This window comes from Kitasatospora sp. NPDC001540 (assembly GCF_042894345.1).
Taxonomy (GTDB): Bacteria; Actinomycetota; Actinomycetes; order Streptomycetales; family Streptomycetaceae; genus Kitasatospora; species Kitasatospora phosalacinea_C.
The window spans coordinates 337,446-362,363 of record NZ_JBIAVO010000002.1 but is presented as its reverse complement, the minus strand read 5'-3'; the positions used below and the strand labels follow the sequence as shown (position 1 = coordinate 362,363).

The window sequence follows — 24,918 nt, the reverse complement described above, 5'->3', positions numbered from 1 at the left end:
CGTCCGCACGCATCGGCCCGCCTGCGGCCGGCAGGCGCCACGCCCGCCCGGGCCCTCAGCCGATCAGGTCCTCGTACGCGCTCCCCTCCGGGGTGAAGATCAGCCGGTAGTCGCGGCCGGTGACGGTGGCCGTCTCCCGCAGGCGGCTCAACGCCTCGCCCTCGTCCGGGAGTTCGAGCCCGAGGGCGGCGGCGGCCGCGTCGCGTCCGGCGAGCAGGTCGGGTTCGTCCTCCAGGTACTGCGCGGCGATCCTCCGGCCCTCCTCGGCGGTGTGCTTCCGGCAGTCCCGCCACCAGGGCGCGACCAGCAGCAGGCGCAGCAGGTCGGGCAGGCCGACGGCGAGGAGCGCGGCGCCGCCCTCGGAGTCGGCGTAGAGGACCGGGCGTTCCTCGCCGCCCTCGCCGCAGAAGAAGAAGGTGCCGCCCGCGCCGCTCTTGGCGAAACCCTCCAGACGGGCCCCCGAGGCGAGGTGGACGGGCTCGCCGTGGTCGGAGCGGTCGAGTTCGAAGTCGCAGGACCGGCCGAGGAAGGCGGCCGCGTCCTCGTGCGCGCGGATCGCGTCGATCAGCGAGGACGGGGAGGACGGGGAGGACGGGGAAGCGGACGGCGGGAGGGAAGTCATGCGGCGCACTGTAACGGCAGCCCCTGACGCCCCCGGCCCGGGCGCGGTCCGACGCCGCGGCGTGGTCCGCCCCGGCCGCACCGGGGCCGCCACTACGCTGGGTGTCCGCCAGATCACTCGCCCCAGGAGGGCCCCGTGCACCGTCTCCTCCCCCTGCTCGCCGCCCCCGCGCTCGCGCTGGGCACCCTCGGCACCCTGGCCGCCCCGGGCGCGGCCGCCGCGCCGTCGGACTCGGACCTGCGGGTGGTGCGGCTGGACCCGGACCCGGTGGCCCCGGGCGGGACGACCACGGTGCACGGCTTCGTGGCCAACGGCGGCCCGCAGACCACGGGTTCGCCGTTCACGGTGCTGGTGGAGCTCCCCCCGGGCTTCAGCCCGGAGGGGCCCTACTTCCCGTCCTCCTGCACCGCGACCGGCCGGACCGTCAGCTGCACGTTCCCGGCCGGCCTGCCGCCGCTGCGCTCGGCGACCGCGCTGGTGCCGGTGCGGGCCGACGCGCGCCTGCCGCACGGCCTGAAGGCCGTGGGGCAGGTGCGGGTGGTGAGCGCGGACGACCGCGACCCGGCGAACGACCGGACGCCGTTCACGCTCACCGTCTCCTGATCGCCCTCAGCGCCCCGTCACCGGTAGACCCGCAGGTAGTCGGCGCTGAACGCGATCGGCGCGCTGCCGCTCGCCGCCGGGTGGTACTGCCCGGCGCTGAGCGACAGGTTGAGGATGGGGTAGGCCGACCAGTTCGCGCCGACGCCCGTCCCGTCGGAGAACACCTTCGCGCCGTTGACGTACCAGTCGACCGAGTCGGCGCCGTAGTACGTGCCGACGGTGACCCAGCGGTCGGGGGCGATCGCGTTCGCGTCGGTGTGGTAGTCCAGGCCGGAGCGGATCCGGTTGGAGAGCTCCAGCAGGTTCGGGTTGTCGGGGTGGTACTCGAAGCTGTCGATCTCGTTGTTGCCGTCCTTCCAGGTCCACAGCGCGGGCCAGGCGCCGGTGCCGGAGGGCAGCTTCACCCGGGCCTCGATGTAGTCGCCGGTGCGGACCTGGAAGCCGTCCTGGCTGTACTCGGTGGTGAGCAGCCCGGTGTCCCAGGCCTGCTTGCCGTTCTCCAGGGTGTGCGCGGACGGGGTGGCGGTGAAGGTGGCGACGCCGCCGGAGACGGTGACGGCGGACGGGGCCAGCCAGTCCAGCTTGTTGTCGTCGGGGTTGTGGGTGCCGTAGCGGTAGGCGCTGCTGCGGTCGCCGGTCCACTTGCTGCCCCAGGCGATCGGCCCGGAGAACTCCTCCGCCCAGGTCAGCGCCTTGCCCTGGGCGGGGGCGGGCACAGCGGGCGCGGCGGGGGCGGCGGGCGCGGCGTCGGCCACGGTGAGCGTCCGCGCGGGCAGGTTGTGCCAGCCGCCCGCGGTGTCCTGCCAGAAGCCGAACTGGGTGTAGCTCCCGGCGGGCAGGGTGCGGGCGCCGGTGGTGACGGTGGCACCGCCGGGGCAGATCCGGACGTTGCTCGCGCTGCCGGGGAAGTCCAGGTTGGTCCCGGCCGCGTCGCGGACGCCGACGCCGACGGTCTTCGCGGTGAAGCAGCGGCTCGCGTGCAGGGTGAGCGAGGCGGTGCTCGCGCTGCCGGTGGTCATCCCGGTGGGGGCGAGCCGGTCCTGGACGACGCTGACGGCACCGGTGGTGAGGGCCGCGGCGGGCCCGGCGGCGAGCGGGACGCCGATCAGGGCGGCGGCACCGGCCAGGACGCCGAGCCGGGCGGGGGTGGTACGGGTGAGGGGCGTGGGTCGCATGGGGTGGGGTCCTCCGCGACGCCTGCGAGGTGAGCTGTCGGGTTCGGTCCGCCGCGGAGGTCACCGCACGCGCCCGGCCGCACGCACGCGCGCGGCTTCACCCCGAGCCGCGCCCGGTCCCCACCGCCGGGCAGGGGCGGTGGCCGGGCAGGGCGTACTGCCGTGGGTCCCCCGCTCCCGCCCGTGCTGTGCTGTGGGAACGCCGTCGACCGGGCGGGATTCGGCGTCCCGACGGCGGGTGCGCCCCGTCCGGGGCGCCCTCGCAGGCTAGGCGGATTGTCGCTTTGTCTCCAAGGATCCCGCCCCCGCTGAGAGCACTCTCACACCCCCGCCGGACCCCCGCCCCCGGCCGCCGCCCGTACGGCTGCCGCTCCGGCGCCCCGCTCCCGTGCGGCCCTGCGCCCGGGCCGTGACCTCGACGAGGCGGCCGGGTGGTGCGACGGCAACCCGTGGGTGAAGTGTTCGCGACAAGGGTTCCGCCGGGGCGGACGGGGCGTCAGACTGCTGGCATGCGAATGACTCTACGCGCGTTGAAGATCCGTGCCGTCTCGGTCGCCGCCCTCGGCCTGCTGGCCCTCGCCCCGTCCGTCGTGGCCGCCGGTGAGGCGCAGGCCGCGGTCAGCGGGAACATCTGCTACTCGGCGCTGCCCAGCCAGGGCCGCGACACCATCCGGCTGATCGACGCGGGCGGGCCGTTCCCGTACTCGCAGGACGGCGTGGTGTTCCAGAACCGGGAGGGCGTCCTGCCCGCGCAGACGTCCGGCTACTACCACGAGTACACGGTGATCACCCCGGGCAGCTCGACCCGCGGCGCCCGGCGGATCGTCACCGGCAAGGTCTACCACGAGGACTACTACACCTCCGACCACTACGCGACGTTCTACCGCGTCAACTTCGGCTGCTGACCGCCCCGGGTCCGAGCCCCGTCCGGGGGCCCGGTCCGATAGGTTTGGGCGGGTGCGGCCGACCCGGTCGCACCCGCCGAACCGATCCGCCCGAAGGACCGATGACCCCCATGAACGCCCCCCTGCCGGGCTTCGCCGGCCGCACCTACCTCTTCGAGGTCGACAACGGCGCTTCCTTCCGCAACTCCTACTCCGCGGACGGCACCCGGCTGCGCTGGGAGGGCCTGGGCGAGTCGGCCGGACAGTACGAGGACGTCCCGCTGCACGTGGCGGAGGTCGCCCCGAACGTCTGGTTCGTCTCCTGGACGGAGCGCAGCGGCATCACCGTCAGCCACGTGATGGACCTCAACGCGCTGACGGTCAAGGTGTTCTGGACGTGGGAGGGCGAGACCGGCCGGGTCGGCGAACTGCACACCGGCACCCTCACCCCCGCCCGGTAGCCGGACGGGCCCGCCCGGCGCCGCCCGCGAGATCGCCGGCCCGCGGCCGGGTCCCGGGTGGTCGCTAGAGTGCGGACATGCCGACTTCGCCGTGCCTGCAAGAGATCACCCCCGACAACTTCGAACGCGCCGTCGAGCTGCGCGTCGCCCCCGACCAGGAGCACCTGGTGGCGCCCGTGGTGAAGTCGCTCGCCGAGGCGTACGTCCACCCCGGCGTCGCGTGGCCCCGACTCATCTGCGACGGCACCGAAGCCGTCGGGTTCCTCATGGCGTTCTTCGACATCGACTGGACCGGCGAGGGCACCGACTTCCGCTCCGGACTCTGGCGCCTCAACATCGCCGACGGGAAGCAGGGCCGGGGGTACGGGCGCTTCGCGGTGCGGTCCGTGGCCGACGAGATCCGGCGCCGAGGGGGCACCCGCCTGACCACCACCTGGCATCCCGGCGCGGACGGCCCGGCCGGTTTCTACCTGGCCCTCGGCTTCCGCCCGACCGGAGAGACCAGCGGAGGCCAGACGGTGGGTGCTCTGGAGCTGGACTGAGTCCGCGCTCGCGGCGGAGGGGCCCGCCGCGACGGCGCACCGGGACCGGATGCCGTCGCCGCGGGCGCCATCGCCGGACTACGCGGTCAGGCGCTGCGACAGGAACTGGAACCCGGCCGGGAGCAGCCTGATCCAGGTCGTGTAGTTGTGGCCGCCCTCCGGGACGGAGGCCACGGCGACGGTCAGTGGCGGTTTCGCGGCGGCGGTGAAGGCGTCGGCCTCGCCGCGGAAGTCGCCGTCGCCCTTCTCCGCGCCGCTGAGCATGACGCCGGTGGCGGGCGCGGGCAGGTTGCGCAGGCGCCACAGCAGGTCGGCCTCGTCGCGGCGCTGCTGGCTGCCCTTGAAGAGGTCGCCGGTGGTGACGTCCTCGGCGGCCTTGAGGTAGCCGGACATGGAGACGCCGCCCGCGAAGACCTCGGGGTGCCGCATGGCGAGCTTCGCGGCGCAGTAGCCGCCGGTGGAGTTGCCCATGACGCCCCAGCCGTGGGGGCCGGTGGCGACCCGGTAGGTGGCGGCGATCGCGCGCGGGACGTCCTTGGCGAAGTAGGTGCCGGCCTGCGTCCCGCCGGGGATGTCCTCGCACTCGGGGTCGGCGGGCATCGCGGGCGAGGGCCGCATCAGCACGAGGACGGTGGGCTGCATCCGTCCGGCCCGGATCTCGTCGAGGGCGACGCCGGGGTAGTTGAAGCGGGTGATCAGGGCCTTGGCGTCGCCGGGGAAGCCGGTCATGGCGATGATCGCCGGGAACCTGCGCTGCTCGTTGCCGGGCTGGAAGTACTGCGGCGGCAGGTAGACGTAGCCGTCGGTGCTCAGGCCGGTGCGGGCGCCGGGGATCGTGACGGCGCGGATCTCGCCGACCCGCTGCGGGTCGCGCGGCCCCGCGGTGTCGACGGGTTCGCGGCCGGTCTCCCGGGCGGGCAGGACGGGGAGGTTCGGCGGGTCGGGCTCGGTGCCGGCGGAGGCGGAGGCGGACGGGCCGGGCGCGGGCGCGGGCCCGGCGGCGGCCCGGACGGCGACCGGGGCGTCCGGGCCGGTGCCCAGCAGGTCGTTCCAACTGCTGTAGAACGAGAAGTAGTTGTTCGCCAGCAGGCCGATCACGGCGAGCAGCGCGAACTGGCTGCCGAGCAGCATGCCGATCCGTCCCAGCACCGCCCGCCAGTGCCGCCGGGCGAGGGCGGGCCACCACCAGACGGTGGCCCCCAGTGCCGCCACCGCGATCTCGATCGTGAAGAGCAGCAGTGTCGTGCTGGTCAGTCCCATGCCCCGTGGTCCCCCGTGCCTTCCGTTACCGGTCCCCGCCCGCGGCGCGCGTCCGCGAGCCGGAGGGAGGAGGACGGGCTCGGCGCGGCCGTGGCGGTGCGTACGTACGACGTGCCTCACGCACGTGCGGCAAGCAGTATGCCTGCCGCCGGGGCGACGCCCGGACCCGGCCCCGCGGTTCCGCCCGCCCGCGCCCGCGCGTCCGCGCCCGCGCCCACCCGCGCGGCCGCTCGGCCGCCCGCCCGGTCGGCCCGTTCCCCGCCTCGAGCCGACGCCCGTCAACTCGATCGCGCGGCCGCTCGGCCGCCCGCCCGGTCGGCCCGTTCCCCGCCTCGAGCCGACGCCCGTCAACTCGATCGCGCGGCCGGGCGGTTCACACCGGTACGACCGTCACCGGGCAGTGTGCGTGGTGCAGGACGGCGTGCACGGGCGTCGCCAGCCGCAGGCCGAAGCGCGGCGCGGGCTCGTGCCGGGAGAGCACCACCAGGGCGGCGGTGCGGGAGGCCTCGACCAGGGTGGCGGCGCTGCCGCCGGTCAGCTGGTGGCTCTCCACCTCGACGGTGGGGTACTCCTCGCGCACCGGGTCGCAGGTGCGGCGCAGCAGTCGCTCGTGCAGCTGGGCCTCCTCGCCGAGCTCGTCGACCATCGGCGCCATCCGCCCCACGTCGGCCACCACCGGTGACCAGGTGTGCACGGCCCGCACCGCCAGGCCCCGGCGGGCGGCGGTCTCGCAGCCGAAGCGCAGGGCGGCGGCGTCGCGCTCGTCGTGGACGGCGACCAGCACCGGCCCGTGGGGGTGCTCGGTGCCGCGGACCACGGCGACCGGGCAGGCGGCGTGCGCGGCGACCTTCAGGCTGACCGAGCCCAGCAGCAGGGAGGCGAAGCCGCCGTGGCCGCGCGTCCCGAGGACGGCGAGCGAGGCGTGCTCGGCGGCGGTGAGCACCGCCTCCGCGGCGTCGCGCGGCACCACGTCCCCGGTGATCCGCAGCCCGGGGTGGGCGGCCTCCAGCGTGGCCTGCACGGCGTCCAGGAGTTCCGCGGCCTCCCGCAGGATCAGGTCGGTGACGGTGGCACCGGTGCGCGGCGAGAGCGTCACCGTCCCGGTGTTGACGGCGTGCACGAGGTGCAGCCCCGTCCCCCGGGACTCCGCCTCCCGCGCGGCCCACTCCGCGGCCTCGGCCGCGGGCGCCGAGCCGTCGATCCCCGCCACCACTCCGTTGGCTGCCCTGATCTCCATGGCGCACTCCTCGGACCGGGCGCGCCCCGGCCGCTCCCCTCCAGCATGCGCCGCCCGGCCCCGCCCCGACAATCAGGGACGGCCCGGCCGCCCGGGGCCCGTCCCGGCCGGGTCCTCCGTCCCTTCGTACGGCGCCTGCGGCAGCGGCGCGTCGGTGAGGAAGGCCAGCACCGCCGCCCGGTACTCGCGCGGGCGGTCGACGGCGATCGCGTGCCCGGCGCCGGGGACGTACAGCAGCCGGGCCTCCGGCAGGGTGTCGCGGTACTCGCGGGTGACCGGCCAGTGCTTGTAGTCGCACTCGCCGCGCAGCACCAGCGCAGGGACGTGCACGGTGCGCAGGACCGGCCGGGGGTCGGGGCGGCGGCGCAGGTCCTCGGCGATCAGCTGGTTCGCGTAGTAGCCGGGCGTCCTGACCGGCAGGTCGCCGATGCCGGGGGCGCAGGTCGCGGCGGAGCCGGAGACGGCGAGCAGTCGCCGGAAGAGCGCATCGGCCTCGGCGTCGGGGAGCAGGGCGCGGGCCTGGGCGGGGTCGACGGCGGCGAGCAGTGACCAGAGGGTGGCGCGGGGGGTGGCGCCGATCTCCCCGATCCGGCGGCGCTGCGCGTCGGTGAGGCGGTCCCAGAGCTGTCCGGCCTGTTCGTCGGTGTACGCGGGGGCCCAGAGGGCGCCGGGCGAGGTGAGGACCACCCGGGCGACGTGCCCGGGGTGCGCCGCGAGGTACTCGGCGGCGAGGGTGCCGCCCCAGGAGGCACCGATCAGGACGACCCGCTCGGCGCCGATCCGCTGCCGGACCGCCTCCAGGTCGTCGACCTGCCGTTGCACGGTGTAGCCGTCCAGGTCGGCCGGGCGCGGGGAGTCGCCGGAGCCCAACTGGTCGTAGGCGTAGACGGGGTAGCCGGCGGCGGCGAGTTCCGCGTCGAGTCCGTCCTCGGCTCCGCCGGGGGTGCCGGGGCCGCCGTGCAGCCGGATGACGGGGGTGTCGCGGGCGGGTCCGCGGGCGGGGGTGAGGCGGTAGGCGAGGCGGGAGCCGGTGGGCAGGTCCCAGTACGCGGCGGCCGTCCCGGGGAGGGCCCGCTCGCCGGGCGGCAGGACGGCCGCGCCGAGCCCGGCGGCCAGCAGCGCGGCCAGCACGGCCGGGGTCCACGCGGGCCAGCCGCCGAGCCGGGCCGCGCCCCGCAGCGGCAGTCCGCCGCCGGTGGCCAGGCCCAGCAGCGCCCCGCCGAGCATCACCCACGGCACGGGCGCGAGCGCCCCGGCCGCCACCAGGCCGACTCCGGCCCCGACCGTCCCGCCGATCAGTCCGACCGGCACCAGCCCCACCGCCAGCAGTGTCTTCTTCATGCCGCCACCGTGGCCCGCCGCACCCCCGCCGGTCGTCCCTCCGCCCGCTCGTCCCGCTCCCCCTGGCGGCGGATGCGGCGTCAACTCCCGGGCTGACGCGGGCGGGTGGCCGGGCGGCCTAGCGTGAGCGGGGTGAGCGGGGTGAGCTGGTGGCGGGCGGACGGGCGGGTGGCGCGGGGCTGGTGGGTCGCCCTGGACGGGGTGGTGGCGTGGGCGTCGGCCGGGATCGCGGTGGGCGGTTCGGGCTACACGGCCTCGCTGCTGGCCGGTTCGGCGGTGTCGCGGGCGGCGGTGGCGGTGTGGTTCGGGGCGCTGCTGCTGCGGCGGCTGGTGCCGGTGGCGGCGCTGTGGGCGGGCGCGGGGGCGACGGTCGCGGTGGTGGCGGCGGGCGAACCGGTGACGAACCTGTCGCTGGCGTCGGCGCTGCCGCTGGTGGTGCTGCTGCGCACCCGGCCTCCGGCTGCCGCCGCCGCGCTCGCCGCCCCGCCCGTGCTCGCCGTCCTGCTCGCCCTCTCCGGCCGCCCCGACGCCCCGCTCTGCTGCGCGTTGCACGCCGCCGCGGCGGCGGTGGGCGTGGCGGCGCGGCGGCGTGACCGGGCCCGCCGGACGGCGGCCGAGGAGCGGGCCCGGCGGCTGCTGGAGGAGGAACGGGCGCGGATGGCCAGGGAGTTGCACGATGCGGTGGGGCACGCGGTGACGGTGATGGTGACCCACGCGGGCGCGGCGCGGCTGGGTGCGGCCGACGGCCCGCCGCAGTTGCGCGCGACGCTGGAGCGGATCGAGCGGGTGGGCCGCGGCGCGATGGGCGACCTGGACCGGGTGCTGGGGCTGCTGGAGCCGCTCCCGCCGCCCGCGCCCCTGGAAACGGCTCTGCGGGCGCTGCTCGCCGACCTGCCGCCGCGACTCGCGGTAACTCTCGAACTCCCGTCACCCGCAATGGAGTTGACCGCAGCGCGCACCGAGCTGCTGCACCACGCGGTCCGGGAGGCGCTGACCAACACCCTGAAGCACTCGACGGCCACCGCCGCCACCGTCCGGCTCCGCCGCACCCGGCACGCCCTGCGCCTCACCGTCACCGACAACGGCCGTCCCGTACAGGACACTTCGCTCCCCTCCTCGGGCCGCGGCCTGGCCTGGGCCCGCCGACGGGCGGCGGCGCTGGGCGGCGCCCTGACCGCCGGCCCGGGGCCGGGCGGCTGGCGGTTGGAGGTCGAACTCCCGTGGCCGTGACCGTTCTCGTCGCGGACGACGAGGACCTGATGCGGGCCGGTCTGCGGATGCTGCTCGGCACCCAGCCGGACGTGCGGGTGGTCGGCGAGGCCGCCGACGGCGCGCAGGCGGTGCGCCTGGCCGCGGAGTCGAGGCCGGACGTGGTCCTGATGGACGTCCGGATGCCGGTCCTGGACGGGGTCGCCGCCACCGCCGAACTGGCCGCCCGCTGCCCGGCCTCGCGCGTCCTGGTGCTCACCACCTTCGAGGTGGACGCGTACGTCTTCGCGGCGGTCCGCGCGGGCGCGGCGGGGTTCCTGCTGAAGCGGACCCCGCCCGAGCAACTCCTGGACGGCATCCGCACGGTGGCCTCCGGCGAGGCCCTGCTCTCGCCCTCGGTGACCCGCCGCCTGCTCGCCGAGTTCGCCCGCTCCGCCCCGCCGCCCGCCTCCCCGGCCGCGCGCCGCCCTGGAGCGGCTGACCCCGCGCGAGCACCAGGTCCTGCAACTCCTGGGCCGGGGCCGCTCGAACCCGGAGATCGCCGCCGCCCTGCACCTGGGCGAGGCCACCGTGAAGACCCATGTCCGGCGCGTGCTCGACAAGTTGGGCGTCCGCGACCGGATCCACGCCGTGGTCTTCGCCTTCGACCACGGCGTGGTCCGCCCCGCCCCGCACCGCGACGGCGGAGCGGAGTAGCGTGTCGGGTACGGCACCGGGAACCACCGGCGGACGGGGGTTCCCCGCGCCCGCCCGGTGCCCCGACTGGGGGTGTGCGATGAGCACCGTGTCCGTCCACCGGGCGCTTCGGCGGCCGGCCGTGGCGAAGGCGGAGGGCGGCGGCCGCTGGTACGCCCGGACGGTCGCCCGCTACCTGCTGGGCGCCGTCCTGTTCTGGTTCGCCGTCGCGGTCCTGCGCACCGCCCTGACCGGGCACGCCCTGGCGGACTCCGTCCAGCGCTGCCTTCCGTTCCTGGCGTTCTGCGCCGTCCTCCCGGTCCTCCTCGCGCCGGTGGCCCCGCTGCGCTTCTCCCCCCGTCTGCGCTGGTACGCGGGCACCGCCCTGGTCCTGCCGCTGCTCCCCCTGCTGCTCCTGTTCGGCCCCTTCCCGCTGCCCCTGGTCGCGCTCCACCTGGCGTTCGCCCGCTGGCTGCTGCCCCGCCCGGTCTTCCTCCTGCGCTGAACCCCGCACGCACCGGTGCCCGCCCGGGGCGCTCCCGGGCGGGCACCGCACTCCGGACGGGTCAGCTGCTCCCGGTGGCCTGCCATTCGGCGCGGTAGTCGTCGAAGATGGCCTTCAGGTGGTGGCCGATCTTGAGGTAGTCGAGGTCGTCGAGGTTGGCGAGCGAGACCCGGACGGACCACTGGGGGCCGTCGAAGCCGCCGCCGTTGAGCAGGACGACGCCGGTCTGCTCGGCGAGGCGGAAGAGCGGTTCGGTGGGTTCGTAGTTCTGCTGCAGGAAGGCCGCGAACTCGGGTCCGGCGGTGCGTTCGGCCTCGGCGAGCAGGTCGAGTTCGATGTAGTAGCCGGCCCGCTGCGGGTCGTCGGAGATCTTCATGCCGGAGCCTTCGAGCAGCAGGTCGAGGCGCTGCTTGACGATGGCCTGCACCTTGGCCTTGTAGGCCTTGCCCTCGGGGAGCATCGCGAAGAGCGAGAAGAGGGTGAGCTGGGCCTGCTGCGGGAGGGAGAGCCCGGCGGTGTGGTTGAGGGCGACCTGCCGGGAGTCGGCGACCAGGCGGTCGATGAAGCGGATGCCGCCGGGGTCGAGGCTGAGGCTGCCGTAGCGCTTGGCGAGCCGGTCCTTCTCGGCCTGCGGGAGGGCGGCGAGGGCGTCGTCGATGACGTTGTCGCGGTGCAGGCCGATGACGCCGAGGCGGTGGCCGGTGCAGCCGTAGTGCTTGGAGTAGGAGTAGACGAGCAGGGTGTTGCGGGGCAGGTCGGCGGCGATGCTGCGGAAGTGGTCGACGAAGGTGCCGTAGACGTCGTCGGTGACGATGATCAGGCCGGGGTTGTCGGTGGCGACGATGGACCTGATCTGGTCGGCGACCCGCCGGGAGAGCGCGAGCGAGGGCGGGTTGCTGGGGTTGACCAGGCAGACGAGCTTGACGGCGGGGTCGGCGAGCTTGGCGACCTCCTCGGTGGGGTAGCGCCATTCGCGCACGCCCGCCTCGGCGAAGGAGGAGGCCTGGACCTGGACGACGTCGAACTCGTAGGTGTCGAGTTCGGGGATCTCGATGTAGGGGGTGAAGACCGGCACCATCAGGGCGATCCTGTCGCCCTTGTGCAGGATGCCGTTCTTCATCAGGGAGTCGAAGATGTAGCACATGGCGGCGGTGCCGCCCTCGGTGGCGAACAGGTCGAGCTGCCCCTCGGGGGGCCGGCGGTCCATGAGTTCGTCCTGCAGGTAGCCGGTGACGATCTGCTCGGCGCAGGTCAGCATCCGGTCGGGGACGGGGTAGTTGTCGCCGATGGCGGCGTCCGCGAGTTCGTGCAGGAAGGCGTCGCGGTCGAGGTCGAAGCGGTCGACGGCGAGGCCGGTGCAGGCGGTGAGCAGGTCGATGCCGGGCAGTTCGGGGTGGGAGCGGGCGAACCGGTCGTAGCGGGCGGCGATGCCGTGCCGTTCGGGCATGCCGCCGAGGTTGTCGGCGGTCCAGACCCGGCGGGACTCGGAGAGGGCGAAGTGGCCGAGGGCGAGCATGGCCTCGCGGGGGCCGGTGCAGACCCAGTTGGGGTTGCCGCGGCCCGCGTTGAGCATGTGGACGGTGGTCTTGTCCTTCTGCCCGGGCCGGTCGGCCTGGTAGTGCTCGGCGAGCCTGATGAACTCGCCCTTGAGCTCGAACGGGCTGAGCCGGGAGAGGCGCTGGATCTCCTCGCGGCTGATCGACGGCTTGCTCATGGTGCGCTTCTTTCGGGAAAAGGGCGGGGGTTCAGCCGAGCAGGGCGACGATGATCGCGCCCCAGATGGTCAGCAGGACGTTGCCCGCGGCGTACGGGATGGTGTAGCCGAGGGTGGGGATCTGGCTGCGGGAGGCTTCGTTGATGGCGCCGATCGCGGCGGTGGTGGTCTGGGCCCCGGCGACCACGCCCATCAGGATCGGCGGGCGCATCCGGAAGACGAAGTGGCCGACCAGCAGGCCGACCACCAGCGGGGCGACGGTGGCGACGGCGCCCCACAGCAGCAGGCCCCAACCGGCTTGGGACAGGCCGCTGGTGAAGCTCGGCCCGGCGTTGATGCCGACGATGGCGACGAAGGCGCAGAGGCCGAGGGTGTCCATGAACCACTGGGCGCCGGGCGGCACGTTGCCGTAGGTCGGGTACTTGCCGCGGATCCAGCCGAACACCAGGCCCATGATCAGCGCGCCGCCGGAGGTGGAGAGGCTGATCGGCACGCCACCGAGGGTGAGCGCGGGGATGCCGATGCAGCCGCCGAGGAAGATGCCCAGGCCGACCCAGGTCATGTCGGTGGCGAAGCTGGTGGGCACGGGCTTGCCGATCGCCCGGGCGGCCGGGCCGACCAGCCGTTCGGGCCCGGAGAGCAGCAGGGTGTCGCCGCGTTCGAGCTGGGTGGTGAGCCGGTAGGGGAACTCGGCACCGGAGCGGTAGACCTTGTCGACGAACACCCCGACCATGAACGGTTCGCGCCGCAGCTCCGCGATGGTCTTGCCGAGTTGGGCCTTCTCGGAGGCGACGACGTGCAGGTGCTCGGTCTGGTAGCCGAGCAGTTCGACGTCGTCGCTCTCCGGACCGATGGCGGTGACGGGGTCGAACTCGACCAGGTCGTGGCGGAGCGCGCTGACGGCGAGCACGTCGCCGCGTTCGACGACGGTCTGCTGGTCGTGGTCGATGATCCTGCCGTCGCGGCGGACCCGGGTGAGGTAGATCCGGCGCCCGGCCGCCTGCTCGCGCTGCTCGAACTGCTCGATGGTGGAGCCGATCAGGCCGTTGCTGGCGGTGTAGGCGCGCAGCACGACCTCGTAGTAGCCCTCGGCGAGGTCGGGGTCGTCGGCGGGGGCGTCGAGTTCGGCGGCCAGTTCGCGGGAGTCGGCGGCGAGGTCGCTGTGCAGGAAGCGGGGGGCGATGTTGGCCAGCAGGATCGCGCACAGGATGGTGCCCAGCGGGTAGGTGACGGCGTACCCGATCGGGACGAGGTTCTGCTGGGCGGTGACCTGGTCCGGGCTGAGGCCGGGGAGGCCGGCGATGGCGTCCTGGGCGACGCCGATGACGGCGGACTGGGTGAGCGCGCCGCCGAGCAGTCCGGCGCCCAGCCCGGGCCCGTAGCCGAGCATCTCGGCGAAGCCCCAGCAGATCGCCAGGCCGCTGACGCAGACCGCGAGGGTGACCGCGACCTGCGGCAGGCCGTCCTTCTTGAGGCCGCGGAAGAACTGCGGGCCGACCTTGTAGCCGAGGGCGAACAGGAACATGATGAAGAACACCGACTTGACGGTGCCGTTGACCTCGACGTCGGTGAGCCAGCCGGTGAACAGCCCGGCGATCAGGCAGCCGGTGACGGCGCCCAGGCCGATGGCCCGCCAGTGCAGGCGGCCGACGAGGAAGCCGATCGCGATGGTCAGGAAGATCAGCAGTTCGGGGTAGGGCTTGAAGACGTGGTCGGTGATCCAGTCCATCCGCGGTCAGCCTCCGTTCAGGCCGACCAGGCCGACCAGTAGTGGTCCGGTCAGCGGGAGCAGGAAGTTGGAGAGGGTGTAGGTGATGGTGTAGCCGAGCATCGGGACGCTGCTGCGGGCGACGTTGCCGACGGCGGTGATCGCGGGGGTGGAGCACTGCTGTCCGGCGATCGCGCCGACCAGGATCGGCGGTTCGATCTTGAGGAGGCGGCGTCCGATGAACAGGCCGAGGAAGGCGGGGACGACCACCATCAGGATGCCGGAGACCGGCAGCAGGACGGGGTACTGCTTGAGCAGCGGCCCGGCGTCGGGGCCCGCGGCCATGCCGGTGACGGCGATGAACATGGCCAGGCCCAGGTCCTTCATGGTCTGCGCGGCGGCGGGCGGGTAGGCGCCGAAGGTGGGGCGCAGCGAGCGGACCCAGCCGAAGACCAGGCCGGAGATCAGGCAGCCGCCGCCGGTGCCGAGGGTCAGGTTGACCTCGCCGAGGTGGACGTTGACCTTGCCGAGCAGGACGCCGAGGCAGATGCCGAGCGAGATGTAGATGTAGTCGGCGGTGTCGGAGCGGACGGTGGCGCCGACCTTGCCCGCGAACCGCTCGACCCGGGAGCGGGCGCCGACCACGGTGAGGGTGTCGCCGCGGTGCACCTCGGTCTCGCCGACGGCGGGCAGGTGGTGGTCGACGCGCTGGATGTCGGTGAGGAACACGCCGCCGGTGACCTCGCGGTCCCGGTCGCGGACGGAGTCGAGGCTGTGTCCGGCGATCTCCTTGTTGGTCACCACGACCTGCCGGACGGCCATCGGGCTGTCCAGGCCGGGGACGCCGCTGGTCTCGGGGCCGAGCTCGTGCCCGGCGTCGATCACCGCGGCGCGGCGGCCGACCACCAGCACCTGGTCGCCGCGGCGCAGCACCGGGTCGTCGTCGACGCCGAGCTTCCTGCCGCCGCGCTGGACGGCCTCGACGGTGACGAGTTGGCCGGAGCGTTCCTGGATCTGGCTGATCCGGGTGCCCTCGCCCTGCGAGACCAGGTAGGTGCGGCCGACCAGGGCGGGCAGCGAGGGGGCCTCGCCGGGCTCCAGTTCGCCGCCCTCGCCGCGCATCTTCTCCCAGACCTGGCGGGAGGCCTCGGGGAGCTTGATCCGCATCAGCATCGGGAACAGCTGGCTGGTCAGCAGGACGATGCTGATCAGGCCGAACAGGTAGCAGACCGAGTAGGCGGTGGCGACGTGCGCCTGCAACTGGGTGGTCTGGTCGGCGGTGATGCCGGGGAGCTTGGCGATCGCGTCCTGCGCGGTGCCGACGGCGGCGGACTCGGTGGCGGCGCCGGCCAGGATGCCCGCGGCGGTGCCGACGTCCAGGTCGAAGGCCTCGGCGATGCCGAGCGCCATCAGGACGACGACGACCGCCTCCATGACGGACAGCACGCCGAAGCGCAGGCCCTTGGCGTTCATGTTGGCGAAGAACTGCGGTCCGGCGATGTAGCCGAGGGAGAAGATGAACAGGGCGAACGCGACGTTCTTGACGTCGGCGTTGACCGAGACGTTCTGGGCGCCGACCAGCATCGAGACGATCAGGACGCCGCAGATTCCGCCGAGTTGGATCGGCCCGACGCGGAGTTTTCCGACCAGGTAGCCCAGGCCCAGGCAGAAGAAGAGGGCGAGAACGGCGTTCTCACGCAGGAGGCTCATGACCGTATTAGAGCGGAATTGCAGGGCTATGTCCGATTTAACACGCCGTCATGATCATCATCTCTGTCCGCAGCGTTCCCGCACCGCTTCCAGCAGCACCTGCGCGTGGCTGCGCTCCGGCTCCTTCACCGCCGTCAGCAGCACCAGCTCCCCGCCCCCGGCCGCCGCGCACAGCCCGTCCAACTCCCGCTGCGCGTCCGGCGCTTCCAGCTCCGCCCGGTAGCGCCGAACGAACTCCGCGTACTCCCCCGCGGCCCGTGGAACCAGCGGCGCAGCTCGGACGACGGCGCCACCGCCTTCGCCCAGCGGTCCAGTTGCGCGTCCTCCTTGCGCAACCCGCGCGGCCACAGCCGGTCCACCAGCACCCGCTCGCCGCCGTCCGGCTCCCCGTACACCCGCTCCACCCGTACGCTCACGGGCCCCACCGTACGCACGGCGGGGCCCGGGGGGCGGGAGCGGCGCGGGCGGGTCAGACGGTGACCGGCCGCTCGGCGGGGGCGGGTGCGGCAGCGGCGCCGTGCTCGATCCGCAGTTGCGGGAGCAGGCGGTCCAGCCAGCCGGGCAGCCACCAGTTGTGGCGGCCGAGCAGGGTCATGGTGGCGGGCACCAGGACCATCCGGACCACGGTGGCGTCGACCAGGACGGCGACGGCCATACCGACGCCGATCATCTTGACGGTGATGTCCGGGTCGATCGCGAAGCCGGTGAACACCGCCACCATGATCGCCGCCGCGCTGCTGATCACCCGCCCGGTGGAGGACAGGCCGCGCACCACGCTGCCGCGCGGGTCGCCGGTGGCCAGCCAGTCCTCGCGGACCCGGGAGAGCAGGAACACCTCGTAGTCCATCGACAGGCCGAACAGGACGGTGAACATCAGGATCGGCACCCAACTGGAGACCGGCACCGCGTGCGGCAGCCCCAGCAGCCGCGCGCCCGGGTCGTGCTGGAAGACCGCCGTCATCACCCCGTACGCGGCCGCCACCGACAGCAGGTTCATCAGCGCGGCCTTGACCGCGATCACCGGCGCCCGGAACAGCACCGTCAGCAGGATCAGCGAGAGCACCACCACGAACGGGATGACCACCCACAGCCGCTGCGAGAGCCGGTCGGAGATGTCGGAGAAGGCCGCGACCTGGCCGGTGACCTGCACCCCGGCCGGGAGTTCGTCCGCGCGCAGCCGCTTCAGCAGCTTCGGGGTGGCCGCGTCCTGCGGGCCGGTGCGGGGCTGGACGCTGATCACGGCGGCGTCGCCCGCCGCGTTGACCCGGGCCGGCTGCACCGCGGCGACCCCCGGATCGGCCGTCAACTTCTCTGCCAAAGCCGGGAGTTCGGACTTCGGCAGTCGCTCCAGGTCGATCGCCAGCAGCAGCGGCCCGTTGGCGCCCGGGCCGTACGCCTCGGCGATCAGGTCGTACGCCTTGCGGGTGGTGTTGCCGGACGCCTGGCTGCCCGCGTCCTGCGGCCAGGTCCGCATGCCCAGCACCGGGGCGGCCAGGCCCAGCAGCACCATCAGCGAGAGCACCGCGGCGCTGACCGGGCGGCGGCCGACCAGCCGGGCCCAGCGCTCGGTGCGGGTCGGCGCGGCGGGCGGCTGCGCGGCGGTGGTGGTGGCGGCCCGGCGTTCGGCGCGGCGTTCGGCGCGGCGCAGCAGGCGCGGGCCGGAGAGCGAGGCCAGCGCGGGCACCAGCGTCAGGGCGGCCGCCATCACGGCGCCGACGGTGGCGAAGGTCGCGTAGCCGAACGAGGCGTAGACGGACAGGCCCGCCAGCTTCAGGCCGAGCAGCGAGACCAGCACCGTCGCCCCGGCGACCACCACCGAGGTGCCCGCGGTGGCGTTCGCCTCGGTGGCGGCGGCCCGGGCGTCCAGGCCCCGGCGCAGCCCCTCCACGTGCCGGGAGACCAGCAGCAGCGCGTAGTCGATGCCCACGCCCAGACCGACCATCGAGGCCACCGTCGGCGCGATCCCGCTGATGTCGGTGACGGCCGACATCAGGGTGATCAGCCCCGTCCCGGCGCCGAGCCCGGCCAGTGCGACCAGCAGCGGCAGACCGGCGGCGACGACCGAGCCGAGCGAGACCACCAGGATCACCAGCGCGGCGCCCATGCCGATCGCCTCGGCCGTCCCGTTCGGGGCGCTGAAGTGCTCGGGCAGCTCGCCGCCGAACTCGACCTGGTACCCGGCGTCGGTGGCGGACCGGGTGGCGGCCTGCAGCGCGTCCATCCCCTCGATCCGCTTGATCGCGGTGACCTTGACGTCGTAACCGACCGTCAGCAGCGCGGTGTCCCCGGCCCGGGAGGGTATCGGCTCGCTCACCGACAGCGCGTGCGGCACCTTCGCCAGGCTCCCGCGCAGCGCCGCCAGCGCCTCGGCGGGCAGCGCCCGGCCGCTGCGGTCGTGGACCACCACCCGGGCGCTGGTGCCGGAGGTCTCCGGGAAGCGCGCGTTCAGCAGGTCCATGCCCGCGGTGGACGGGGTGCCGGGGATCCGGTAGTTGTCGCGCGGCTCGCCGCCGAACGCCTGCGCCAGGCCGAGCACCGCGACGAGCAGCAGCACCCAGGCGGCGACGGTGCGCCAGGGCCGGGCCGCCGCGGCCCCGCCGAGGCGGCCGAGGAGTGTGGACATTGCAGAAGCCTTCCGTGCGACGGTCGATCCGATGTCGAACCCCAGTGTGGGAGACGGCTCTTGGAGCCCACTTGGCGCCCCCGCCGAGCCCGGGCCGGGCGGCGCGGCGGGGGTCGGGACGGCGCGGAGCCGGAGCGGCGGGGTGGGAACGACGGGGCCGGAACGATGGGGCCGGAGTCAGGACGGCGGGCGTCCGGCCCCGAGGGCGGCCAGCGCGGCGTGGGCTTCGGCCTCCCAGCCGGGGGCCTCCCAGCGGCGGGCGACCTCGGCGGCCTGCCGGAAGTGGTCGGCGGCCTCGGCGGTGCGGCCGAGGTGGCGGGCGAGTTCGCCGAGGGTGAGGGCGACCGGGCGGATCGCCACCGAGGTGGAGGCCGCACCCGCCACCAGGTGCGCCAACGGACGCATCTGGTCCAGGAGTCGGGCCGCCTCCTCGGTCTCGTCCAGGGCGATGACCAGGTCGGCGCGCAGTTGCAGGAACAGCGAGCGGAAGTAGTCGGCCTGGATGCCCTGGTACTCGCCCCGGGCCCGCCGGACCTCCGCCGGGTCGTGCCCGGCGGCGTGCATGGCGAGCGCGGTGACGTCGGCGATCAGCGGGCCGTACTGGGCGTGGTGCTCCCGGATCAGCGGCAGCATCTCGCCGAGGCGGCCCCGCCGGTGCGCGACCACGATCCGGATCAGCGCGCCCAGGCCGTCCGCGTGCAGCGAGCCGCGTTCGCGCAGGCCGGTCAGGGCCTGCTCGTAGAGGGCGACGGCCTCCTCGACGCGGTCGGCGGCGAGTTCCAGCATGCCGCGCTGGAACAGCACCACGTCGACGAACTCGGCCAGCCCGTAGCGGCGGGCGATCTCCTCCCCGGCCGCCATGTGGCGGCGCAGCGCGGGCAGGTCGGCGCGCACGGCGGCGGCGGTGGCGGCCAGGTGCTCGGCGTGCCAGCGGTAGGCGGGCAGGTCGTGCTCGGCGGCGAGGGCGGCGAGTTCGGCGGCCAGCTCGGCCCGGTCGACCGGCGCCAGCTCGTGGTCGCAGGCCCGGGCCTCGGCGGCGAGGGCCAGGCACAGCAGCCGCGGGTCGCCCTCGGCGCGGGCGATCGCGACGGCCTCCCGCCCGGCGGCGATCGCCTCGGTCGAGCCCGCGCAGTCGAGTTCCTGGGTCAGCGCGTCGAGCAGTCGGCAGCGGGTGGCGGGCGGCAGGTCGGTGCGGCGCAGCAGCCGGGTGAGCTGGTCGACGGCCTCCTGGTCGAGGGCGCCGTACGGGTGGGTGACCCACGGGGTGGGCTCGGTCCAGGCCGTCCAGGCGGCGACCAGGAGTTCCTCCCGGCCGCTCTCCCGGGCGAGTCGGAGCGCGCGGGCCTTGGTGCGGGTGGCGGCGGTGACCTGCCCGGCCCGGACCTGGGCGCGCAGCAGGGCGCCGAGCAGCTCGATCCGGCGGGCGGGCCGGTCCTCGCCGGGCTGTTCGGCCGCGCGCTCCAGGTTGTCGACGGCCTGCCGGAGCAGGTTGACGGCGCTGGCGTGGGCGTAGCGCCGTTCGGCGTCCTCGGCGGCGCGGACGCAGTGGTCGACCGCGAGGGCGGCCGTGGCGGTGGTCGCGGCCTGGGTGAAGTGGTGGGCCAGCGCGGTGAGTTCGCCGGGGCGCAGGTCGCGCAGGGCGTGTCCGATCCGGCCGTGCAGCCGGGCCCGGCGCAGGCCGCCGAGGTCCGCGTACAGGGTGTCGCGGACCAGCACGTGGGCGAACCGGACGGTGCCGGGCCGGGGTTCGAGCAGCAGGCCGCCCGCGACGGCCGCCTCGACCGCCTCGGTGGCGGTCTCCTCGTCCTGCTCCCCGGCCCGCAGCAGCAGGTCGACGTCGCTCTCCCGGCCCGCGACGGCGGCCAGCCGCAGCAGGTCGACGGCGGGCGCGGGCAGCCGCTCGAAGCGGCGGCGCAACACCTCCCGGACGCCCTGCGGGACCTGCTGCAGGGCCGTCGACTCGTCGCCCAGCGCCAGGAGTTGGGCGCTCTCGGCGAGGTAGAACGGGTTGCCGCCGGTGCGTTCGGCCAGCGCCCGGACGGTCTCCGGCCGCACCGGGGCGGCGCACACCGCCTCGATCAGCCGCCCGGCATCGGGTTCGGCGAGCCCGCCGAGCGGCACCCTGAGCGGCGAGCGCCGGGCCAACTTGGCGAGAACGTGCGCGAGTTCGCCCTCGCCCGGGCGCAGGGCGGCCACCACCAGCAGGCCGCCGGAGGCCTCCGGCACGGACTGGTCGGCGGCCAACTCGCCCAGCAGCTCCCGGGTCTCCGGGTCGGCGGCGTGCAGGTCGTCCAGCAGGACGGCGAGCGGTGCCGTCCGGGCGGCGGCGTGCAGCCGGGCGACCACCGCGCGGTGCATCCGGAACCGGCCCCATCCCGCCTCCTGACGTGCCGTCAGCTCCGGGTCGGCGAGCAGCGGGGCCAGCAGCGGATCGGCCGCGACGGCGGGCTCGTGCCGGGCGAGGTCGCGCAGCACCTCCGTCCACGCCCAGGCCGCCGGGGCCCCCGCGCTCTCCGGGCACCGCCCGGTCACCACCCGCCAGCCACCGGCGCCCAGTTGCTCCCGCAGCCGCCCCAGCAGGGTCGACTTCCCGGCCCCCGCCTCCCCGCTCACCAACGCGAACCCGGCCCCGCCCCGCGCCCGCCCGGCCGCTCCCGACAGCGCCGCCAGCTCCTCCCGCCGCCCCACGAACACCTGCACCCGCCCGGCGCCGGAACGCCCGCCCCCGGACGGATCGCCCCCGGAAGGACCGGCCCCGGGACGGTCGGCCCCGGCGGCCGGGTGCACAGGTACGGGTACGGGTATGGGTGCGGGTACGGGCCCGCCGGGCACCCGGGTAGCGGCCGCGACGGCACCGGCTCCGCCGACGGGTGACGACACCGCCCCGGCGGCGGGTTCCGCCGCTCCCCCGCCGGTGGCGGCCGTCGGCCGGGGCGGGGTGCGGCGCGGGGCCAGCTCCTCGGTGCGCTGGTGCAGGATCGCGGATTCGACGGCGGTGAGCAGCGGACCGGGGTCGAGGCCCAGCTCGGCGGCGAAGTAGCTGCGGGCACGCCGGACGGCGGCCAGCGCCTCGGCCTGCCGGCCGCCGTGCCAGAGGGCGAGGGCGAGCAGCCGCCAGGCCTCCTCGCGCAGGGGGTGGTCCTCGACCAGGGCGGCGGCGTCCCGCGCGGCGGTGCGGGCGTGTCCGGCGGCGAGGTCGGCCTCGACGGCGGACTCCCGTGCGGCGGTGCGGAGTTCCTCCAGCCGGGCCACCTCGGGGGCGGCCCAGGGACGGTCGGCGAACTCGCCGTACGCCGGGCCCGGCCCCGGCCAGAGCCCGAGCGCCCGGCGCAGCCGCTCCGAACCCTCCGGGTGCGGGTCGGCGAGGAGGTCCTCGAACTCCTGCGCGTCGGTGCGGACGCCGCGCAGCGCGTAGCCACCCGCCTCGCTGACCAGCAGGCGGGCCTCCTGCCGGGGGCCGCGCCCGGGTTCCAGCAGGCGGCGCAGGTTGGAGACGTACGCCTGGAGGGAGGTCGCGGCCTTGGCGGGCGGGCGCCCCTCCCACAGGTCGTCGACGAGCCGGTCGGCGGGGACGGCCGCCCCGCGGGCGACCAGGAGCTGGGCGAGCACGCTGCGCTGGCGCGGGCCTCCCAACCGGGTGGCGGCCCCCGCCACTTGCGCCGTCAGTGTCCCGAGCACAGTGATCCGCACCATCGTGGGATCGAGCCTATGCGATGCCCGCGCGCAACCGTCGCCCACCTGCGTTCCAAGCGGGCTCCAAGTGGGCCCGAAGCGGGCCGCGAACCGTTGGACGCCCCGGGCGCGGTGCTGCCAGCCTGGCCCCATGGGGACGTACGTGTCGATCCGCGGGTGGCGACGGAGTGGCAGCTGCCCGACGGCGGGCCGTGGCGCGGTCAGCCGATCGCGCTGCCGGAGGCCAGGCGGACGGCGCCGAGCGGGACGAAGCCGCCGGTGCCGCCGTCGGTGCGGCCGTCGCCGAGGCGGCGCAGCATGGCGACGGCGATGCGCTGGGACTGGGCCTTGGCGCGTTCGGTGACGGGCCCGGCGTGGCGGCCGTCGAGGGTGGCGCGCCAGAGCTGGACCCAGCGGCCGAAGTGGGCGGCGGTGAGCGGGGCGGCGGCGTGCAGGGCGGCGTGCGGGGCGAGCGCGTTGCCGCGGTAGGAGGCGGTGCGCAGCAGGGCGCTCTCCCAGAAGTCGGTGATCCGGGGGAGGTGGGCCTCCAGGTCGAGGCGGGCGATCTCGGTGAAGTGCGGGCCGATCAGCGGGTCGGCGAAGGCGGCGCGGTAGAAGAGCCGGAGGGCCCGTTCCAGGTCGGCCCGGCTGGTGATGTCCGGTAGTGCCACGGCCGTGTCCTCTCGTGCTGTCCCGTGCTGTCGCCGCCCCGCTCCGTCACCTGCTGTCACGTGCCGTCACGGGTGGTGGCGCGCCGCTGCGCCCGTCCGGCCAGGGTACGTCGGGGCGGTGTCCACGGGCAGGGTCGTTGGTCCCGTCGGGGCCTCCACCTGGCAGGATGCTGGTCATGAGCTTCCTCCCCGCAGAAGACCGCTACGCCTCGATGTCCTTCCGCCGCGCCGGGCGCAGCGGCGTGCAGCTGCCCGCCGTCTCGCTCGGCCTGTGGCACAACTTCGGTGACACCCAGCCGCTGGAGGTGCAGCGCGCGGTGCTGCGCCGGGCCTTCGACCGGGGGGTGACGCACTTCGACCTGGCGAACAACTACGGCCCGCCGTACGGCAGCGCGGAGCGCAACTTCGGCTACCTGTTCGCGCAGGACTTCCGCCCGTTCCGGGACGAGCTGTTCATCGCCTCGAAGGCGGGCTGGGACATGTGGCCGGGCCCGTACGGGGACGGCGGCAGCCGCAAGTACCTGCTGGCCAGCCTGGACCAGTCGCTGGACCGGATGGGCCTGGACTACGTCGACGTCTTCTACTCGCACCGGTGGGACCCGACCACCCCGCTGGAGGAGACGATGGGCGCGCTGGACACGGCGGTGCGCTCGGGCCGCGCGCTGTACGCGGCGATCTCCAACTACCCGGCGGAGCAGCACCGGGAGGCGGTGGCGATCCTGCGCGAGCTGGGCACGCCGTGCCTGCTGAACCAGGCGAGCTACTCGATCCTGAACCGGGAGCCGGAGCAGGGGCTGCTGGACGCGGTGGGCGAGACGCAGACCGCGCTGATCGCCTACTCGCCGCTGGCGCAGGGCCTGTTGACCGACCGCTACCTGTCGGGCGACGTCCCGGCGGGTTCGCGGATGTCGGTGGGCCACTTCCTGAAGGAGGAGGCGCTGACGGAGGCGAAGCTGGAGCAGTTGCGGGCGCTGGCGAAGGTCGCGGAGGGCCGCGGGCAGAGCCTGGCGCAGCTGGCGCTGTCCTGGGTGCTGCGGGACGAGCGGGTGGTGTCGGTGATCATCGGCGCGTCGAGCGTGAAGCAGCTGGATCAGAACCTGGACGCGCTGGCGGCCGGTCCGCTGTCCGCGGAGGAGCTGGCGGAGATCGACCGGATCGGCAGGTGAGGCGGTAGCGGCGGTGAACGGGCGGGTGGCCGAGGGGAGTTCGGCCACCCGCCCGTTCACCGGTGCGGTCAGGGGTGCAGCTTCGGCAGGACGGTCTCGGCGACCCGGTAGGCCTCCTCCAGCAGCGGGTTGCCGGAGAGGATGAAGGTGTCCACGCCCAACTCCTGGAACTCGCGCAGCCGTTCGACCACCTGGTCGGTGGAGCCGACCACGGCGGTGCCGGGGCCGGGGCGGAACAGGCTCATGCCGGGCCACAGGTTGGGGTGGGTCTCCAACTCCCGCGCGCGGGCCGGGACGCGGCCGCCGTGCTGGCGGAACTGGCGCTGCCAGCCGACGCCGTCCTCCTCGGCCCGGCCGCCGAGCTGGCGGGCGTAGGTGGCCTCGCTGGTGACGTCGAGCAGCCGGTCGGCGGCGGCCCAGGCCTGTTCCTCGGTGTCGCGGACGATCAGGTGCAGACGCAGTCCGAGCCGCAGGGTGCGACCGTGGGCGGCGGCGCGTTCGCGGACGCGCTCCAGCTTCTCCTTGAGCAGGTGCGGGGGTTCGCCCCAGGTGAGGTAGACGTCGACGTGCTCGGCGGCGACCTCGATGCCCGCCGGGGAGGAGCCGCCGAACCAGAGCGGGATGTGTCCTTCGCGCAGCGGCGGCAGGTCGCGCAGCGAGGCCCCGGCGTTCTTCAGCTGGTAGAACTCGCCTTCGTGGTCGAAGACTTCGCCGCTGGTGAGGCGCTTGACCAGGCTCCAGTACTCGGCGGACAGCCGGTAGCGGTCGTCGTGCTCGACGTGCAGGCCGTACTCGCGTAGCTGGCCGGTGGAGCCGTTGACCACGTTGAAGCGCAGTCGACCGGGGCCGTGCAGGTGCTCGAAGGAGAGCGCCATCTTGGCCAGCAGGGTGGGCGAGACCAGGCCGGGGTGGACGGCGAGCAGGGGCTGGAAGCCGGGGCCGGTGGCGGCGGCCAGCGCGGAGCCGAGCGTCCACACGTCGTACTGGTCGGTGGCGAGCAGCGCGCCGGTGTAGCCGAGGCGTTCGACGGTGGCGGCGAGGTGCTGGAGGTAGCCGAGGTCGACCGGGCGGCGGCCTTCGGGCTCCCAGGGGTAGTGGCCCTCGCGGGGGATCAGGTACCAGAGGACTTCGGTGGCCATG

At 74.9% G+C, this 24,918-nt stretch carries 19 protein-coding genes and 2 pseudogenes; 8 read left to right on the top strand and 13 right to left on the bottom strand.

All coding sequences use genetic code 11. The features are described from left to right. Positions 1-55 precede the first annotated feature (55 nt). Entirely contained in the window at positions 56-622 is a 567-nt protein-coding gene (locus tag ACFY00_RS04555; protein ID WP_388027113.1) for a hypothetical protein, read from the bottom strand. Between the two features lie 135 nt (positions 623-757). Between ACFY00_RS04555 and ACFY00_RS04550 the strand changes: the two genes are divergently transcribed. Beyond that, entirely contained in the window at positions 758-1,225 is a 468-nt protein-coding gene (locus ACFY00_RS04550; RefSeq protein ID WP_388027110.1) for a hypothetical protein, read from the top strand. Positions 1,226-1,242: 17 nt separating this feature from the next. Here ACFY00_RS04550 and ACFY00_RS04545 read toward each other — a convergent pair whose 3' ends face one another. Beyond that, the gene (locus ACFY00_RS04545; RefSeq protein ID WP_388027107.1) at positions 1,243-2,400 is read right to left on the bottom strand and encodes a hypothetical protein; all 1,158 of its coding nucleotides are present in this window, start codon (positions 2,398-2,400) and stop codon (positions 1,243-1,245) included. Between the two features lie 509 nt (positions 2,401-2,909). Here ACFY00_RS04545 and ACFY00_RS04540 point away from each other — a divergent pair. From ACFY00_RS04540 to ACFY00_RS04530, 3 genes are all read left to right on the top strand, one after another. Further along, positions 2,910-3,305, top strand: coding sequence for a ribonuclease domain-containing protein (locus ACFY00_RS04540; protein WP_388027106.1), 396 nt, complete (start codon positions 2,910-2,912; stop codon positions 3,303-3,305). A 110-nt stretch (positions 3,306-3,415) separates the two neighbouring features. Next, on the top strand, positions 3,416-3,745 hold the full coding sequence (locus ACFY00_RS04535) for a MoaF N-terminal domain-containing protein (RefSeq protein WP_388027104.1): 330 nt from the start codon (positions 3,416-3,418) through the stop codon (positions 3,743-3,745). A 77-nt stretch (positions 3,746-3,822) separates the two neighbouring features. Then, entirely contained in the window at positions 3,823-4,287 is a 465-nt protein-coding gene (locus tag ACFY00_RS04530) for a GNAT family N-acetyltransferase (RefSeq protein ID WP_388027102.1), read from the top strand. A 78-nt stretch (positions 4,288-4,365) separates the two neighbouring features. Here ACFY00_RS04530 and ACFY00_RS04525 read toward each other — a convergent pair whose 3' ends face one another. The 3 genes from ACFY00_RS04525 to ACFY00_RS04515 form a co-directional block, all read right to left on the bottom strand. Next, positions 4,366-5,547, bottom strand: a complete 1,182-nt coding sequence (locus ACFY00_RS04525; protein ID WP_388027099.1) for an alpha/beta hydrolase — start codon at positions 5,545-5,547, stop codon at positions 4,366-4,368. Between the two features lie 373 nt (positions 5,548-5,920). Then, positions 5,921-6,784, bottom strand: a complete 864-nt coding sequence (locus ACFY00_RS04520) for a universal stress protein (RefSeq protein WP_388027098.1) — start codon at positions 6,782-6,784, stop codon at positions 5,921-5,923. Positions 6,785-6,856: 72 nt separating this feature from the next. Continuing rightward, the gene (locus ACFY00_RS04515; RefSeq protein ID WP_388027096.1) at positions 6,857-8,125 is read right to left on the bottom strand and encodes an alpha/beta fold hydrolase; all 1,269 of its coding nucleotides are present in this window, start codon (positions 8,123-8,125) and stop codon (positions 6,857-6,859) included. Between the two features lie 132 nt (positions 8,126-8,257). Between ACFY00_RS04515 and ACFY00_RS04510 the strand changes: the two genes are divergently transcribed. The 3 genes and pseudogenes from ACFY00_RS04510 (at position 8,258) to ACFY00_RS04500 (ending at position 10,514) form a co-directional block, all read left to right on the top strand. Then, positions 8,258-9,355 carry a sensor histidine kinase gene (locus ACFY00_RS04510; RefSeq protein ID WP_388027095.1) on the top strand — a complete coding sequence of 366 codons (1,098 nt, stop codon included), beginning with the start codon at positions 8,258-8,260 and terminating at the stop codon, positions 9,353-9,355. Continuing rightward, positions 9,346-10,030 (top strand): annotated as a pseudogene (locus ACFY00_RS04505) (response regulator). The gene ACFY00_RS04510 and the pseudogene ACFY00_RS04505 overlap by 10 nt, the downstream one beginning before the upstream one ends. Before the next feature lie 79 nt (positions 10,031-10,109). Further along, on the top strand, positions 10,110-10,514 hold the full coding sequence (locus ACFY00_RS04500; protein ID WP_388027093.1) for a hypothetical protein: 405 nt from the start codon (positions 10,110-10,112) through the stop codon (positions 10,512-10,514). 61 nt (positions 10,515-10,575) lie between these two features. On the opposite strand, the gene ACFY00_RS04495 is transcribed toward ACFY00_RS04500, so the two are convergent. The 7 genes and pseudogenes from ACFY00_RS04495 to ACFY00_RS04465 form a co-directional block, all read right to left on the bottom strand. Next, the gene (locus tag ACFY00_RS04495) at positions 10,576-12,228 is read right to left on the bottom strand and encodes a bifunctional aspartate transaminase/aspartate 4-decarboxylase (RefSeq protein ID WP_388027090.1); all 1,653 of its coding nucleotides are present in this window, start codon (positions 12,226-12,228) and stop codon (positions 10,576-10,578) included. Positions 12,229-12,259: 31 nt separating this feature from the next. Further along, positions 12,260-13,957 carry an aspartate-alanine antiporter gene (gene aspT, locus ACFY00_RS04490; RefSeq protein ID WP_388027088.1) on the bottom strand — a complete coding sequence of 566 codons (1,698 nt, stop codon included), beginning with the start codon at positions 13,955-13,957 and terminating at the stop codon, positions 12,260-12,262. 6 nt (positions 13,958-13,963) lie between these two features. Continuing rightward, positions 13,964-15,646: an aspartate-alanine antiporter gene (gene aspT, locus ACFY00_RS04485; protein WP_388027087.1), complete on the bottom strand. Its 1,683-nt coding sequence runs from the start codon at positions 15,644-15,646 to the stop codon at positions 13,964-13,966. A gap of 57 nt (positions 15,647-15,703) precedes the next feature. Then, positions 15,704-16,005, bottom strand: a pseudogene (locus ACFY00_RS04480) (DUF488 domain-containing protein). A gap of 110 nt (positions 16,006-16,115) precedes the next feature. Then, positions 16,116-18,269, bottom strand: coding sequence for an MMPL family transporter (locus ACFY00_RS04475; protein ID WP_388027084.1), 2,154 nt, complete (start codon positions 18,267-18,269; stop codon positions 16,116-16,118). A gap of 177 nt (positions 18,270-18,446) precedes the next feature. Then, a complete protein-coding gene (locus ACFY00_RS04470) occupies positions 18,447-21,962 on the bottom strand; it encodes a BTAD domain-containing putative transcriptional regulator (protein ID WP_388027083.1) in 3,516 nt (1,171 codons plus the stop codon). A 200-nt stretch (positions 21,963-22,162) separates the two neighbouring features. Next, the gene (locus ACFY00_RS04465; protein WP_388027082.1) at positions 22,163-22,612 is read right to left on the bottom strand and encodes a group III truncated hemoglobin; all 450 of its coding nucleotides are present in this window, start codon (positions 22,610-22,612) and stop codon (positions 22,163-22,165) included. A gap of 176 nt (positions 22,613-22,788) precedes the next feature. Between ACFY00_RS04465 and ACFY00_RS04460 the strand changes: the two genes are divergently transcribed. Next, positions 22,789-23,778: an aldo/keto reductase gene (locus ACFY00_RS04460; RefSeq protein WP_388027081.1), complete on the top strand. Its 990-nt coding sequence runs from the start codon at positions 22,789-22,791 to the stop codon at positions 23,776-23,778. A gap of 68 nt (positions 23,779-23,846) precedes the next feature. Here the strand turns inward: ACFY00_RS04460 and ACFY00_RS04455 are convergent, their stop codons facing one another. Next, a complete protein-coding gene (locus ACFY00_RS04455) occupies positions 23,847-24,917 on the bottom strand; it encodes an LLM class flavin-dependent oxidoreductase (RefSeq protein ID WP_388027079.1) in 1,071 nt (356 codons plus the stop codon). Position 24,918 lies beyond the last annotated feature (1 nt).

Bases quoted from the DNA above. Each gene is read 5' to 3' on its own strand.
- ACFY00_RS04555 (WP_388027113.1), bottom strand. From the start codon at position 622: ATGACTTCCCTCCCGCCGTCCGCTTCCCCGTCCTCCCCGTCCTCCCCG.
- ACFY00_RS04545 (WP_388027107.1), bottom strand. From the start codon at position 2,400: ATGCGACCCACGCCCCTCACCCGTACCACCCCCGCCCGGCTCGGCGTC.
- ACFY00_RS04540 (WP_388027106.1), top strand. From the start codon at position 2,910: ATGCGAATGACTCTACGCGCGTTGAAGATCCGTGCCGTCTCGGTCGCC.
- ACFY00_RS04535 (WP_388027104.1), top strand. From the start codon at position 3,416: ATGAACGCCCCCCTGCCGGGCTTCGCCGGCCGCACCTACCTCTTCGAG.
- ACFY00_RS04530 (WP_388027102.1), top strand. From the start codon at position 3,823: ATGCCGACTTCGCCGTGCCTGCAAGAGATCACCCCCGACAACTTCGAA.
- ACFY00_RS04525 (WP_388027099.1), bottom strand. From the start codon at position 5,547: ATGGGACTGACCAGCACGACACTGCTGCTCTTCACGATCGAGATCGCG.
- ACFY00_RS04520 (WP_388027098.1), bottom strand. From the start codon at position 6,784: ATGGAGATCAGGGCAGCCAACGGAGTGGTGGCGGGGATCGACGGCTCG.
- ACFY00_RS04515 (WP_388027096.1), bottom strand. From the start codon at position 8,125: ATGAAGAAGACACTGCTGGCGGTGGGGCTGGTGCCGGTCGGACTGATC.
- ACFY00_RS04500 (WP_388027093.1), top strand. From the start codon at position 10,110: ATGAGCACCGTGTCCGTCCACCGGGCGCTTCGGCGGCCGGCCGTGGCG.
- ACFY00_RS04495 (WP_388027090.1), bottom strand. From the start codon at position 12,228: ATGAGCAAGCCGTCGATCAGCCGCGAGGAGATCCAGCGCCTCTCCCGG.
- aspT (WP_388027088.1), bottom strand. From the start codon at position 13,957: ATGGACTGGATCACCGACCACGTCTTCAAGCCCTACCCCGAACTGCTG.
- aspT (WP_388027087.1), bottom strand. From the start codon at position 15,646: ATGAGCCTCCTGCGTGAGAACGCCGTTCTCGCCCTCTTCTTCTGCCTG.
- ACFY00_RS04475 (WP_388027084.1), bottom strand. From the start codon at position 18,269: ATGTCCACACTCCTCGGCCGCCTCGGCGGGGCCGCGGCGGCCCGGCCC.
- ACFY00_RS04470 (WP_388027083.1), bottom strand. From the start codon at position 21,962: ATGGTGCGGATCACTGTGCTCGGGACACTGACGGCGCAAGTGGCGGGG.
- ACFY00_RS04460 (WP_388027081.1), top strand. From the start codon at position 22,789: ATGAGCTTCCTCCCCGCAGAAGACCGCTACGCCTCGATGTCCTTCCGC.
- ACFY00_RS04455 (WP_388027079.1), bottom strand. From the start codon at position 24,917: ATGGCCACCGAAGTCCTCTGGTACCTGATCCCCCGCGAGGGCCACTAC.